Genomic DNA, 14,068 nt, shown 5'->3' with positions numbered 1-14,068 from the left:
ACGTCTGTTAAGCAGGGGCCCCTCCTAACACGTGTGCGACCGCGCGCTCACGCCCGGCCGAGGCGGTCCAGCGTCCAGGCGTTGACGAACGCCTCCTCGCGCCAGGCGTCGTACCTGCCGCTCGGGCCGCCGTGGCCCGCGCCCATCTCGGTCTTGAGCAGGTAGTCGCCCTGCGGGGCGACCGCGCGCAGCCGGGCGACCCACTTGGCCGGCTCGTGGTAGAGGACCCGGGTGTCGTTGAGGCTGGTCACCGCCAGGATCGCGGGATAGTCGGCAGCGGTCACGTTCTCGTACGGCGTGTACGACTTCATGTACGCGTAGACCTCGGGGTCGTCGAGCGGGTTGCCCCACTCCTCCCACTCGGTGACCGTCAGCGGCAGCGATGGGTCGAGGATCGAGGTGAGCGCGTCCACGAACGGCACCTGCGCGACGATCCCGGCGAACGCGTCCGGCGCGAGGTTGGCCACCGCGCCCATCAGCAGGCCGCCGGCCGACGCGCCCCGGGCGACCAGCCGGTCGCTCGCCGTCCAGCCGGCCTTGACCAGGTGCCGGGCGCAGGCCACGAAGTCGGTGAACGTGTTCTTCTTGGCCAGCAGTTTGCCCTCGTCGTACCAGCGCCGGCCCAGCTCGCCACCGCCGCGGATGTGCGCCACGGCGAAGATGACGCCGCGGTCGAGCAGGCTCAGCCGGGCGATCGAGAACCAGGGATCCATGCTGGCCTCGTACGACCCGTAGCCGTAGATGACCGCGGGCGCGGACCCGTCGCGGGGGGTGTCCCGGCGGCAGACCAGGGAGATCGGCACCCGGGTGCCGTCGTCGGCCAGCGCCCAGTCGCGGTGCTGCTCGTAGTCGGCCGGGTCGTACGCCCGCCCGTCCGGGCCGGGCCGCACCGGCTTGCGCCGCAGCAGCGTCAGCTCGCGGGTGGTCAGGTCGTAGTCGTAGACCGAGTCGGGGGTGACGAGCGAGGTGTAGCGCAGCCGGACCGTGCCGGTGCGGTATTCCGGGTTGGCGTCCAGCCCGACGCTGTAGATCGGCTCGGGAAAGTCGATGTCCCAGCTGTCGTCGCTGCCGATCGGCAGCACCCGCAGCCCGGTCAACCCGTTGCCGCGCAGCGAGACGACGAGGTGGTTCTCGAACGCGTCGACCGCCTCCAGCCGGGTGCCCGGGGTGTGCGGGATCAGCGGCGTCCAGTCGCCCGGCGCGTCCGCCGAGGTGTACGCGAGCGCGAAGTCCTCCGCGCCGTCGTTGTGCAGGATCAGGAAGCGGTGGCCGTGGTGCTCGACGGCGTACTCGACGCCCTGCCGGCGCGGTGCCACGATCGCCGGTTCACCGGTCGGGTTGGCGGCCGGGATCACCCGTACCTCGCTGGTGATCTTGCTGTGAATGTCGATCACCACGAAGCGCTCGGAGCGGGTCAGCTCGACGCCCACCCAGAACCGCTCGTCGTCCTCCTGGTGGACCACCACGTCCTCGCCCGAGCCGGTGCCCACGGTGTGCCGCCACACCCGGTTCGGCCGCCACGTGTCGTCCACGGTGACGTAGAAGAGTGTGGAGGCGTCGCTCGACCACGCGGTGCCGTAGAACGTGTCGGGCACCTCGTCGGGCCGCAGCTCCCCGGTGGACAGATCCTTGATCCGCAGGGTGAACCGCTCGTCGCCGGAATAGTCGGTGGAATAGGCGAGCCAGCGCCCGTCCGGGCTGACGTCGAACGCGCCGAGGGAGAAGAAGTCGTGTCCCTCGGCGAGCTGGTTGCCGTCGAGCAGCACCTCCTCGCCGTCGAGCGGGGCGCCGTCCGCGCTGACCGGGGGCGTGGTCTCGCCGGGGCGGACGGTGCGTCGGCACTGCACGCCGTACTGCTGCCCCTCGACCGTGCGGGTGTAGTACCAGTGGTCGCCCTTGCGGGTCGGCACCGACAGGTCGGTCTCCTGGGTGCGCCGGCGTGTCTCCTCGAACAGTTCCGCCCGCAGCCCGGCCAGGTGCGCGGTGCGCGCCTCGGTGTAGGCGTTCTCGGCCTCCAGGTAGGCGATCGTCTCCGGGTCGTCCTTGGTGGCGAGCCAGGCGTACTCGTCGACGACAGCGTCACCGTGGTGGGTCCGCTCGGCCGGAACGCGCTTCGCCGTGGGCTGTGGGGTCGTGGTCACGGCGCCACGTTACCGGTCGGCGGGCCGCCGCCCGGAGCCCTCGCCGCGCGAATCGGTGTCCCGTTGGTGGGCGGAACGGCCGGGCGCGGGTCGATCGGTGCGAGCACGCCGAGGCGATCCTCCACCTCCTGGGCAGCGGCCAGGCACAGGTCCTCCCGGAACGCACGCCCGATGATCTGTACGCCGGACGGCAGCCCGTCGATCACCCCGGTCGGTACGGCGACCCCGGGCACACCCACGAAGCTGGTCACCGTGCACAGGCGCATGCCCGTGCCGACCCGGTCCCGGCCAGCCCTGTCGCGCGACTCCAGCCCCGGCTCGACAGGCGGCTCGGTGAACACCGGCCCGAGCAGCAGCGGGTACTCGTCGAGGAACTCCGCCCAGGAACGGCGGATGCCCAGCCAGGTCCCCATCAGCTTCATGAACTCGCCGGCTGTCGCGGGCGGAGTCTTTTCCATCGCCATCGCGATGTAGCGATCTCCGTCCTTGCCGAGCAGTGTCCGCACCACGGGCCAGGTCTCGGCGAACTCGGTCACGGTGATCCGGCCGTATGCCTCGAGTGCTTCGTCGAGCCGCGGAACATCCGTTATCTCCCGTACGTCGTACCCGGCGTCCCGCAGCGCGTCGGCCGCGGCCGTGACAGCCTCGTGGACCGTGTGGTGGACGCCGTGTCCCCCGGGGTCGGCAACGACCGCGACCTTCATCCGACCCGGCAGCGGCTCGCCGTGGACGGGCGCCGGCACGGCGCGCGGGTCCCGCCGGTCGGCACCGGCCAGCGCCTCGTATGCCAGGCGCAGATCGGCTATCCCACGGGCCAGGGGCCCATCGGTGACCAGCATCTGTGAGGCCGGTCCAGGATCGTCGGAACCGAGGACGCGCTGGTCGGCGGGGAACCTCCCGGCGGTCGGCTTCAGCCCGGCCACCCCGCAGAACGAGGCCGGGATCCGCACTGATCCACCCGAGTCGTTGCCGAGCCCGAGCGCGGCCATGCCGGTGGCCACGGCCACCCCGTCGCCACCGCTGGAGCCCCCCGGGGTCCGGCTCGGATCCCACGGGTTGACGGTGTCGCCGAACAGTTCGCTGCGAGAGTGCATGCCCGCCAGGACCAGCGTGGGCATGTTGCTGTGCCCGATCGGTATGGCTCCGGCCGCACGCAGTCGCGCCACCGGAAGCGCGTCTGCTGGCGCTACCAGGTTACGGAAGCGTGCCGTTCCGAACGTGGTCGGCACGCCTTCCACAGGAATGCATTCCTTCACCGTGAACGGCACGCCGGCCAGCGGCCCGAGATCTTCCCCCGACGCGCGGCGCCGGTCGGTCCGCGCGGCGGCCTCACGGGCGTGCTCGGCCAACAGTTGCGTGACCGCGTTGACCCGCGGGTTGACCTCGGTGATGCGTTCCAGGTGGCTGTCGATGAGTTCGACCGCCGAAATCTCTCCGCCTCGGACCGCCTCCGCCTGGGCGGCGGCCGACAGTTTCCACACGGCGTCCTGCATGATCCTTTCGCTCCCGTCCACATGTTGACGTGCTTGCCGCGAGACCATATCCCAGAAGCGATACGATCGTATCGGAATAAGGAGATGACCGAGGATGCCCAAGCAGGTGGACTACGCAAGCAGGCGCCGCCAGATTGCCGAGGCCGTCTGCCTCCTCGTCGACGAACACGGCCCAGAGGGGGTGACCATGCGGGACGTCGCCGCCCGCGCGCAGGTCTCCCTCGGCGCCGTTCAGCGCTGCTTTCGCAGCAAGGACGAGATGCTCCTGTTCGCCGTCGGCCATGTCGGCGAGCGCATCACCGAGCGCGTGCGGGACCGCCTGGCACACAGCGACGCTGAGTCGGCTGCCACCACCCTGAGCCACGTGGCCATCGAGATCGCCCTGCTGCGCGAAGAGCACCGCGCCGAAGCGCGGATCTGGCTCGTCTTCGTCGCCCAGGCGGCCGTCAGCGAGCCGCTCGCCGGACCGCTGAGGACCAGCTACGCGGCCCTCCAGGACCTGCTTGCCCGCCTCGTCGCGGAGGTTGTCGAGAGTGTGCCGGTCGGCGAGGGCGCTGCGCCGCCCGACCCGCAGCGCGAGGCTCGCACCCTGCTCGCCCTCGCCGATGGTCTCACCAGCCACGTACTCATCGGCCACCTGACCGCCGAGGAGGCTGCGGAGGTGCTGCACGCGCAAGTGGTCGGTCTCCGGCGCGCAACCCGGCCTTGAGGCGCACCCGACCCTGACCGCCCACCCCACCAGCTCAACCATGCAGGCCGCCGATTCGCGCCGTCAGCCATTAGAACATGTGTACGATAACCGTCATGGCGGCTGCTGCGCGTTCCACCGACCGACCCGGAGCCCTCGAGATCACCCGGAAGCTGGCTGAGATCTGCGGTCCGCCGTTCGCCCGTTTCGCCGGCCCGGCCGACGAGGTGGCCGGTCGCACCGCCCGCTGGGTGGCGGTGCCGGGCGGCCCGCGTGCCGCTGCCGAGGTGCTACGGCTGGCCGCGGCGCACGACCTGACCGTGGTGCCGCGCGGCGCCGGCACGAAGATCGACTGGGGCGCCGCCCCGGCCCAGGTCGACATCATGCTCGACACCGGCCGGCTGGCCGGGGTGTGGCACGAGCCGCGGGCCGCCGCGGTGGCCGAGATCGGTGCCGGCACGCCGCTGCGCGCCGTCCAGGCCACGCTGGGCCGCACCGGTCGACGCCTCCCGGTCGACGTGCCCTCGCCCGGTGCGACGCTGGGCGGGGTGCTGGCCGCCGACGAGGCCGGCCCGTTGCGCCACCGGCACGGCAGCCCGTGCACGCAGCTCGTCGGCGTCCGCTACCTCGACGCCGACGGCGAGCTGGTAAGCGTCGGCGAGTCCGGCACGGCGCAGCTCGGGCGGGCCGACCCGGCGGGCGGCTTCGACGTCGGTGGCCTGTTCGCGGCCGATGGGAGCGGCGACGGGGTGGGCGGCCCGGGCGGTCCCGGCGACGCGACGGGGTTCGGCGCCGGTGGTCTGGACGGTCGCGGTGATGCGATCGGGTTCGGCCGTGGCGGTCTGGATGGTGACGGTGACCCGGCGGGTTTCGGCCGTGGCGGTGGCGGCTTCGGCCCGGCGGCCCTCGGCGGGGATGCGGTGCTCGGTCGCGGCGACCTGCCGGGGCTGGACGTGGCCCGGCTGCTCTGCGGCTCGCAGGGCGGGCTCGGGGTGCTGGTCTCGGCCACCATGCGGGTGCAGGCCGTGCCGGCCGGCCGGGTCTGGGTGTCCCGTCCGGTCTGGACGCCGCTGGAGGTGCACGACCTGGTCCGCGCGGTGCTCGCCGCCGACGTCGGGCCGGCCGCGGTCGAGCTGGACCTGCCGGTGCCGGTGCCCCTGCCCCGCCGCCGGATCCCGGCGAGCCATCCGTCGGTGGCCGGCCGCCCCGAGCATCCGGCGGTGACCGGGCGACCGGCGGCGGGCAGCCTGGTGGTCCTGCTGGAGGGCGGCCCGTCCGACGTGGCGGAGCGAGCCGAGCGGCTGGCCGCGGTGCTCGGCGGCGAGTCGGTGGTCAACCATCACGCGCCGGAGTGGTGGGGGCGCTACCCGTTCGCCCCCGGCGACACCGCGCTGCGCATCGACGTGCCGGTCGACGACCTGCACGCCGCGGTCTACGCGCTGCGCGACGCCGCCGGCGCCCCGATGCCGGTACGCGGGTCGGCCGGCGTCGGCACCGCGTACGCCGCCCTGCCCGGCGCGCTGCCGCCCGAGCGGGTCGCCTCAATCCTGAGCGCGGTTCGCAGCGTGCTGGTCGCCCGAAGAGGCCGGTGCGTGGTGGTGGCGGCGCCGGCTCCGGTGCGCCGCGCCGTCGACCTCTGGGGCGACCTGCCGGCGTTGACGCGGTTGCGCAGCGCCAAGGCGCACCTGGATCCGCACCGCCGGCTGGCCCCCGGCCGTCTTCCCGGCGGTCTCTGACCCCGACCTCGACCGGGCCGCCCAATTCCGTGGCCCTTGACCTTGGCCGGGCCGCCGGTGTGTCAAGTGGGACTGTTGTCAGTGGGGTTCGTCCTGTCGGCGGTGACAAGCGGACGCACTGCACCGCCAACTTCATGCACGCCGGACCGCGCCGAGATGACGCCATTGATCGCGCGCGTGATCTGCGGCCGACCATCCACCACCCTGCTCCCAGGTGCCGGCCGACCCCTCTCGCATGCCGGGAGGCGGTGAGATCTTGACAGGAAAGTGCCCCTCCAGGGGCCGATACCTTCCAAGTCACCTGGTCTCTTCGGGACGCCGCGCAGGCGTGAAAACGGGCAACCGGCCGCACGGTGGCCTGCTCTCCGGCCGGGTCTCGTGCGCGCAAGGGCGACCGGCGGTCGTTTCGGCCATGATCAACACCAGTTCGGTGAAGTGGTGGCATCGCCGGTGGTCGGATACCCCCACTTCACCGAACTGGCGTCCGGCCGACCGACGTCTCCCGAGCACCGCGGGCATCAAGACGGCCAAACGGGTGCAAGCTGGGTCAGTTTACCGGTCAGATCTGAGGCGGTCACAGATCTTGGACTTGTGGCGCCTCCGATACCTGCCCGAAACCGACATACCGCGGCACCGCAAGTCCAAGATCGAAGAAGCGGCCTCACCCAACCCGCCCGCCCTCCAGACGGCCAGCGGGTGATCATGAGGTTAGCGGGAGCAAAAGTGACAAAACTGAGCGCCAACCTCATGATCGGCCCGGGGGCCCGGGGGCCCGGGAGCCCGGGAAGCGGTGGGAGCGGTGGGAGGCCGGGAGGGATGGGAGCTCGGGAGCCGGGGGAGGGGCGGGTCAGGGGGTTTCGTTGCGGAGGACCAGGACGGCGATGTCGTCGCGTGGGGGCTCGGGGGAGAAGGCGATCGTGGCGGCGCGCAGCCGCGCGGCGACCACGTCGGCCGAGTAGCCGGCCAGCGGGGCCGCCGACTCGCGCAACCGCTCGGTGCCGAACAACTCCCGGCCGCGCCGTCGCTCGGTCACCCCGTCCGTGTAGAAGATCAGCGCGTCGCCGGGCTTGAGCGCGACCTCCGCCGTCGGGGTGGTGATCGTGTCGAGCAGGCCGAGCGCGGTGCCGCTGGCGCCGACGAACGTCGCGCCGCCACCGCCGTGCAGCAGCACCGGCCGGTCGTGGCCGGCGAGGTGCAGGGACACGTCGAGCTGGTCGCCGTCGCCGGGCGCGACGGAGGCCAGCGCGAGTGTGCAGTAGCGTCCGCCGCCGCGTTCGACGAGTGTCTCGTTGAGCCGGCCGAGCACCTCCGGCAGTGGCTTGCCGTCACCGACCAGGACCCGGATCACGTCCCGCACCAGGCCGGTCACGGTGGCGGCCTGCACGCCCTTGCCGGAGACGTCACCGACCACCACCAGCCAGCGGTTGTCCGGCAGCGGCAGCACGTCGTAGAAGTCGCCGCCGACCTCGGCGTCGTCGCCGGTCGGGACGTACTCGGCGGCGAAGCCGATGCCCTCGACCAGCGGGAGCGCCGGCGGCAGCAACGACTTCTGGAGGGCCTGCGCGACCCGGCGGCGCTCGGCGTGGATGCGGGCGTTCTCGATGGCCAGCGCGGCCCGCCGGGCCACGTCCTCCAGCACCGAGACCTCGTCCGGGTCGTGCCGGTGCCGCTGGTGCCGGCCCACGGCCAGGGTGCCGAGCCGCTGCCCGCGGGCGATCAACGGGACGGCGAAGCCCTCCATCGGCCCGCCCAGCGGCACCTGCGTCTGGCTGCGGGTCGCCTCGCGGAGCCGGGTCTGGACCGAGTCCGGGCCGGTCTCGGCGAGGAACCGGTGCAGGTGGGGCAGGAGCGACTCGTCGGCGTGGCTGCACGCGGCGAGGCGCAGCCGCCCCCACTCGTCGGTGGTGTGCACCGCGCACCACTGGCCGAGCCGGGGGACCACGAGCTGGGGGATGAGCGCCATCGTCAGCTCGACGTCGAGGGACTGGGCGAGCAGCTCGCTCGCCTCGGCGAGGAAGGTGAGCCAGGCGGAGCGGCGTACGTCGGCCCGGCGCAGCCGGTCGTTCTCCAGGTGCAGCGAGAGCCGCTCGGCGGCCAGTACCGCGAGCGGCCGGGCGTACGTCGAGGGCGCCGCGTCCAGTTCCAGTTCGCCGGCGTACGGGCGGTGCACGGCGAGCGGGACGCGCAACAGCTCGTTGCCCTCGCGTGGCTGCCGGCCGTAGCGGGCGAACACCTGGGTGCCCAGCCCGTCGCCCCGGTCGAGCCGGACGGTGCCCCCGGCGGCGCCCACCATCTCGGCCACCCGGGTCAGCAGCCCGACGGCGAAGTCGGGCAGCGGTTCGTCGGCGTACGGGTCGGGGGTGGTCTGCATGAGTTCGCTCATCGCCGCGGCGCTCGGGGTGCCCTCTTCCACCGGCTGCGCCGTCGCCCGGGCCGGCGGGGCGGACGGGCGGGCGGCGCCGGACAGGCCGGGACGGTCCAGGCGGAACCAGACGCCCTTGCCGGTGGGCAGGTAGGTGGTGCCCCAGCGGCTGGCGAAGTGGTCGACAAGCAGCAGGCCACGCCCGCGCGCGGCCACCTCGGTGATGTCGGAGGTGGTGTTGCGGACGCCGACGGTGAGTTCGTCGACCGGGCCGGAGGCGAAGTCGGTGACCGTGACGGTGAACCCGGCCTGGTCGGCTTCGACCTCGATGTCCAGTTCGGTGCGCGCGTGCTCGACCGCGTTGGTGGTCAGCTCGGTGGTGAGCAGGAGCGCCTCGTTGAGCAGCTCGGGCAGGCCGGTTTCGAGGAGCGTGGCGCGCACGAGCGCCCGGGCCGCGGCCGGGGTGCGCCGGTCGGCGGGTAGGCGGACACGCCGGACCTGCTCGTCCGCGCCGCCGCTGTGGGTCGGCTCCACCTCCGCTGACACCTTCACATCCTCCATCGCCGCCACCCCGGGTGCCAAGCGCCTCGCTCGAACCGGCCGACCGGGTGGATACGGGGCGTGACGCGCCATCAGCCGCCGGTGACCTCGACGGATGGCGCGGCACAATGATGGGATGGCCGCGTGTCGGCGCGAGCCGGTGAGCCCCGAGCTGAGCGAGGAAAGATGACCACGGCGAAACAGTCGGTGACCGCGGATCCGTCCGCGCCCGACCACGAGGTGCTCCTCGGCGAGCTGGTCGAGGCGCTGGAGCGGGTGGCCCGCGGCGACCTCCGGGTCCGCCTGCCGCGGCGGGCGGGGCTCTCCGGTGAGGTCGCCGACGCCTTCAACGATGTGGTGTCCCTGCAGGAACGGCAGCACCTGGACCTGCGCCGGATCAGCCGGATCGTGGGTCGGGACGGGCGGCTGACCGAGCGCCTGGACGACGAGGGCCTGGAGGGCTCCTGGGCGGAGGGTCAGCGGGCGGTCAACTCGCTCATCGACGACCTTGGCCGACCGGCCACCGAGATCGCCCGGGTCATCGTGGCGGTGGCCGACGGCGACCTCTCCCAGCACATGGCGTTGGAGATCGACGGTCGCCCGCTGCGGGGGGAGTACCTGCGCATCGGCCGGACCGTGAACACGATGGTGGACCAGCTGTCGTCGTTCGCCGACGAGGTGACGCGGGTGGCCCGTGAGGTGGGCACCGAGGGCAAGTTGGGCGGCCAGGCGGACGTGCGCGGCGCGGCCGGCACCTGGAAGGACCTCACCGACTCGGTGAACACCATGGCGTCGAACCTGACCGGCCAGGTGCGGTCGATCTCGCAGGTGGCGACCGCGGTGGCGAAGGGCGACCTGTCGCAGAAGATCACGGTCGGGGCGCGCGGCGAGGTGGCCGAGCTGGCCGACACGATGAATTCGCTCACCGACACGTTGCGCCTCTTCGCCGAGCAGGTGACCCGGGTGGCCCGCGAGGTGGGCACGGAGGGCAAGTTGGGCGGCCAGGCGCAGGTGCCGGGCGTGGCCGGCACGTGGAAGGACCTGACCGACAACGTCAACTCGATGGCGTCGAACCTGACCAGTCAGGTGCGGAACATCGCGCAGGTGTCGACCGCGGTGGCCAAGGGTGACCTGTCGCAGAAGATCACGGTGGCGGCGCAGGGCGAGATCCTGGAGCTGAAGGACACCGTGAACACGATGGTGGACCAGCTCTCGTCGTTCGCCGACGAGGTGACGCGGGTGGCCCGTGAGGTGGGCATCGAGGGCAAGCTGGGCGGCCAGGCCCAGGTGCGCGGCGTCTCCGGCACCTGGCGCGACCTGACGGAGAACGTCAACCAGCTCGCCGGCAACCTGACCAGCCAGGTGCGGAACATCTCCCAGGTGTCCACGGCGGTGGCGAAGGGCGACCTGGGGCAGAAGATCACGGTAGACGCGCAGGGCGAGATCCTGGAGCTGAAGAACACCGTGAACACGATGGTGGACCAGCTCTCGTCGTTCGCCGACGAGGTGACGCGCGTCGCACGCGAGGTGGGCACCGAGGGCAAGCTGGGTGGCCAGGCTCAGGTCAAGGGCGTGTCGGGTACGTGGCGGGACCTGACCGACAACGTGAACTCGATGGCGTCGAACCTGACCAGCCAGGTCCGCAACATCGCGTCGGTGACCACGGCGGTGGCGAAGGGTGACCTGTCGCAGAAGATCACGGTGGACGCCCGGGGCGAGATCCTGGAGCTGAAGTCGACGGTGAACACGATGGTGGACCAGCTGTCGTCGTTCGCGGACGAGGTGACGCGGGTGGCCCGCGAGGTGGGCACCGAGGGCAAGTTGGGCGGTCAGGCGCAGGTGCGTGGCGTCGCCGGCACCTGGCGCGATCTGACCGACAACGTGAACTCGATGGCGTCGAACCTCACCGCCCAGGTCCGCAACATCGCGCAGGTGTCGACCGCGGTGGCGAAGGGCGACCTGTCGCAGAAGATCACGGTGGATGCGCAGGGCGAGATCCTGGAGCTGAAGTCGACGGTGAACACGATGGTGGACCAGCTGTCGTCGTTCGCCGACGAGGTGACGCGGGTGGCCCGCGAGGTGGGCACCGAGGGCAAGCTGGGTGGCCAGGCTCAGGTCAAGGGCGTGTCGGGTACGTGGCGGGACTTGACCGACAACGTGAACTCGATGGGGTCGAACCTCACCAGCCAGGTCCGCAACATCGCGTCGGTCACGACGGCGGTGGCGCGTGGTGACCTGGGGCAGAAGATCACGGTGGATGCGCAGGGCGAGATCCTGGAGCTGAAGAACACCGTGAACACGATGGTGGACCAGCTGTCCTCGTTCGCCGACGAGGTGACCCGGGTGGCCCGCGAGGTGGGCACCGAGGGCAAGCTGGGCGGTCAGGCGCAGGTGAAGGGCGTCTCCGGCACCTGGCGCGACCTCACCGAGAACGTCAACCAGCTCGCGTCGACGCTCACCACGCAGCTGCGCGCCATCGCGCGGGTCTCCACGTCGGTGACCCGGGGCGACCTGACCCAGCGGATCAACGTCAAGGCCCAGGGCGAGGTCGCCGAGCTGAAGGACAACATCAACCAGATGATCGTCACCCTCGGGGAGACGACCAAGAAGAACGCCGAGCAGGGCTGGCTCGACTCCAACCTGGCCCGCATCGGCGGCCTGCTCCAGGGCCAGCGGGACCTGGGCGAGGTCTGCCGCATGATCATGATGGAGGTGACCCCGCTCGTCGACGCGCAGCTCGGCGCGTTCTTCCTGGCGGACAGCTCCGAGGGCAGCATGCGGCTGCGGCTCACCGCCTCCTACGGGTACGTGGCCCGCGGGCACGACGTGACGTTCGGTCCCGGTGAGGGGCTGGTCGGTCAGGCCGCGCTGTCCCGCCGGACCATCCGGGTCAAGGCGCAGCCGGACGGGCGGCTGGTGGTCCGCTCCGGGCTGGCCGACACGCCCCCGGCCGATCTGGTGGTGCTCCCGGTGCTGTTCGAGGGGGAGCTGCTCGGCGTGATCGAGTTCGCCGGCGTCACCACCTTCTCCGACCTGCACCTGGCGTTCCTGGAGCGGCTGGTGCTCACCATCGGCGTCGCGGTCAACACCATCCAGGCCAACCGTCGTACGGAGGAACTGCTGGCGCAGTCGCAGCGGCTGGCGCACGAGATGCAGGACCAGTCGGCGGAGTTGCAGCGTACGAACGCCGAGCTGGAGGACAAGGCGAAGCTGCTGTCGGAGCAGAAGGCGAACATCGAGACGCAGAACCGGGAGATCGAGTTGGCCCGGTTGGGCCTGGAGGAGAAGGCGCAGCAGCTCACCCGGGCGTCGGCGTACAAGTCGGAGTTCCTGGCGAACATGAGCCACGAGCTGCGTACGCCGCTGAACTCGCTGCTCCTGCTGGCCCGGCTGCTCGCCGAGAACCCGGAGCGGAACCTGAGCGCGAAGCAGATCGAGTTCGCCCGGACCATCCACAGCGCCGGTTCGGACCTGCTCTCGCTGATCGACGACATCCTCGACCTTTCCAAGATCGAGGCGGGGCGGATGGACGTGGAGCCGACCGAGGTCCACTTCTCCGAGATCCGCGGGTACGTCGAGCAGGCGTTCGCGCCGCAGGCCGAGGAGAAGGGGCTGGACTTCCAGGTCCGGGTCAGCCGGGAGCTGCCGCCGGCCCTGGTCACCGACGCCCAGCGGTTGCAGCAGATCCTGCGCAACCTGCTCTCCAACGCGGTGAAGTTCACCGACAACGGCGCGGTGACGCTGCGGATCGGTCCGGCCGCCGAGAACGTCGTCTTCGACGTGCCGGCGCTCACGAACGCCCAGCGGGTCATCGCGTTCACCGTGATCGACACCGGGATCGGCGTCTCGGACGACAAGCTCTCGCTGATCTTCGAGGCGTTCCAGCAGGCCGACGGCACGACCAGCCGGCGTTACGGCGGCACCGGGCTCGGCCTGTCGATCAGTCGCGACCTGGCCCGCCTGCTCGGCGGCACGATCACCGTGTCGTCCGCGCCCGGGCAGGGCTCGACGTTCACCCTCTTCGTACCGGATGTGCTGGCGCCGGACGCGGTGGTGGCGCCGGCGCCGCCGTCGCCGAGCCGCGCGGGCCTGCCGTCGTCGCTGCTCATGCCGATGGAGCTGCCGCCGCCGCAGGAGACGCCGGCCGCCCGCCGGCTGGACGGCGTGACGGTCCTGATCATCGACGACGACGTGCGGAACGTGTTCGCGCTGACGTCCGCGTTGGAACTGCACGGGATGACCGTGTTGTACTCGGACAACGGGGTGGACGGCGTGCGCCAGCTCGCCGAGCATCCGGAGGTGGACATCGTCCTGATGGACGCGATGATGCCGGACCAGGACGGGTACGAGACGACCGCGCAGATCCGCCGCAACCACCGCTTCGCGGACCTGCCGATCGTGTTCCTGACCGCCAAGGCGATGCCCGGTGACCGGGAGTCGGCGCTGGCGGCCGGCGGTAGTGACTACATCACCAAGCCGGTGGACCTGGACGAGCTGATCGGGCTGATGGCGTCCTGGATCGGCCGGAGCAAAGGCGAGGAGAGCGCGTGACGCAGACGGCCAAGGCCCTGCTGGTGGACGACCGGCGGGAGAACCTGATGGCGTTGGAGGCGATCCTCCAGGGTCTCCCGGTGCAGTCGGTCGCGGTGGAGAGCGGTGAGGCCGCGCTCAAGCAGTTGCTCGTGGACGACTTCGCGGTGATCCTGCTGGACGCCCAGATGCCGGACATGGACGGCTTCGAGACCGCCACCCACATCAAGCGGCGGGAGCGGACCCGGCACGTACCGATCATCTTCCTCACCGCGGCGGACAAGGACGCCCAACTCGCGCTGCGCGGCTACCAGGTGGGCGCGGTGGACTACCTGACCAAGCCGTTCGACCCGTGGGTGCTGCGGGCCAAGGTGACGGTCTTCGTCGAGCTGTGGGTGAAGACCCGGCAACTCGCCGCCCAGTCGGACCTGGTGCGGGAACGGGACGTGCAGTTGCGGCGCCTCACCGAGGCGGTGGACTCCGCGACCGCGCTGTTGCGCGCCGACGACGACCCGGCGATCCGGGAGCGGGCGGCGGATCTGCTGGAGCAGGCCCGCTGGGGCAACACCCGCTGACGG

General features: G+C 71.7%; 7 protein-coding genes. 4 read left to right on the top strand and 3 right to left on the bottom strand.

Annotated elements, in window-relative coordinates:
* Positions 1-47: 47 nt before the first annotated feature.
* Positions 48-2,141, bottom strand: a complete 2,094-nt coding sequence (locus O7602_RS27560; protein WP_281585513.1) for a S9 family peptidase — start codon at positions 2,139-2,141, stop codon at positions 48-50.
* The gene (locus O7602_RS27555; protein ID WP_281585512.1) at positions 2,138-3,736 is read right to left on the bottom strand and encodes an amidase; all 1,599 of its coding nucleotides are present in this window, start codon (positions 3,734-3,736) and stop codon (positions 2,138-2,140) included. The genes O7602_RS27560 and O7602_RS27555 overlap by 4 nt, the downstream gene beginning before the upstream one ends.
* Here O7602_RS27555 and O7602_RS27550 point away from each other — a divergent pair.
* A complete protein-coding gene (locus O7602_RS27550) occupies positions 3,729-4,343 on the top strand; it encodes a TetR family transcriptional regulator C-terminal domain-containing protein (RefSeq protein ID WP_281585511.1) in 615 nt (204 codons plus the stop codon). The two genes, O7602_RS27555 and O7602_RS27550, sit on opposite strands and share 8 nt — an antisense overlap.
* A gap of 95 nt (positions 4,344-4,438) precedes the next feature.
* Positions 4,439-6,058, top strand: coding sequence for an FAD-binding oxidoreductase (locus tag O7602_RS27545; RefSeq protein ID WP_281585510.1), 1,620 nt, complete (start codon positions 4,439-4,441; stop codon positions 6,056-6,058).
* An 847-nt stretch (positions 6,059-6,905) separates the two neighbouring features.
* Here the strand turns inward: O7602_RS27545 and O7602_RS27540 are convergent.
* Positions 6,906-8,981: a SpoIIE family protein phosphatase gene (locus O7602_RS27540; protein ID WP_281585509.1), complete on the bottom strand. Its 2,076-nt coding sequence runs from the start codon at positions 8,979-8,981 to the stop codon at positions 6,906-6,908.
* A gap of 165 nt (positions 8,982-9,146) precedes the next feature.
* Here O7602_RS27540 and O7602_RS27535 point away from each other — a divergent pair, with 165 nt between their 5' ends.
* Together O7602_RS27535 and O7602_RS27530 are read left to right on the top strand one after the other, a co-directional pair.
* Entirely contained in the window at positions 9,147-13,511 is a 4,365-nt protein-coding gene (locus O7602_RS27535; RefSeq protein WP_281585508.1) for a HAMP domain-containing protein, read from the top strand.
* Complete coding sequence (locus O7602_RS27530) at positions 13,508-14,065, top strand: response regulator (RefSeq protein ID WP_281585507.1); 558 nt, start codon at positions 13,508-13,510, stop codon at positions 14,063-14,065. The genes O7602_RS27535 and O7602_RS27530 overlap by 4 nt, the downstream gene beginning before the upstream one ends.
* Positions 14,066-14,068 lie beyond the last annotated feature (3 nt).

This window comes from Micromonospora sp. WMMD1128 (genome assembly GCF_027497235.1).
Taxonomy (GTDB): Bacteria; Actinomycetota; Actinomycetes; order Mycobacteriales; family Micromonosporaceae; genus Micromonospora.
This window is presented reverse-complemented; position numbering and strand designations above follow the sequence as displayed.

Coding starts and splice junctions, on each gene's coding strand:
- O7602_RS27550 (WP_281585511.1), top strand. CDS start 3,729: ATGCCCAAGCAGGTGGACTACGCAAGCAGGCGCCGCCAGATTGCCGAG.
- O7602_RS27545 (WP_281585510.1), top strand. CDS start 4,439: ATGGCGGCTGCTGCGCGTTCCACCGACCGACCCGGAGCCCTCGAGATC.
- O7602_RS27540 (WP_281585509.1), bottom strand. CDS start 8,981: ATGGAGGATGTGAAGGTGTCAGCGGAGGTGGAGCCGACCCACAGCGGC.
- O7602_RS27535 (WP_281585508.1), top strand. CDS start 9,147: ATGACCACGGCGAAACAGTCGGTGACCGCGGATCCGTCCGCGCCCGAC.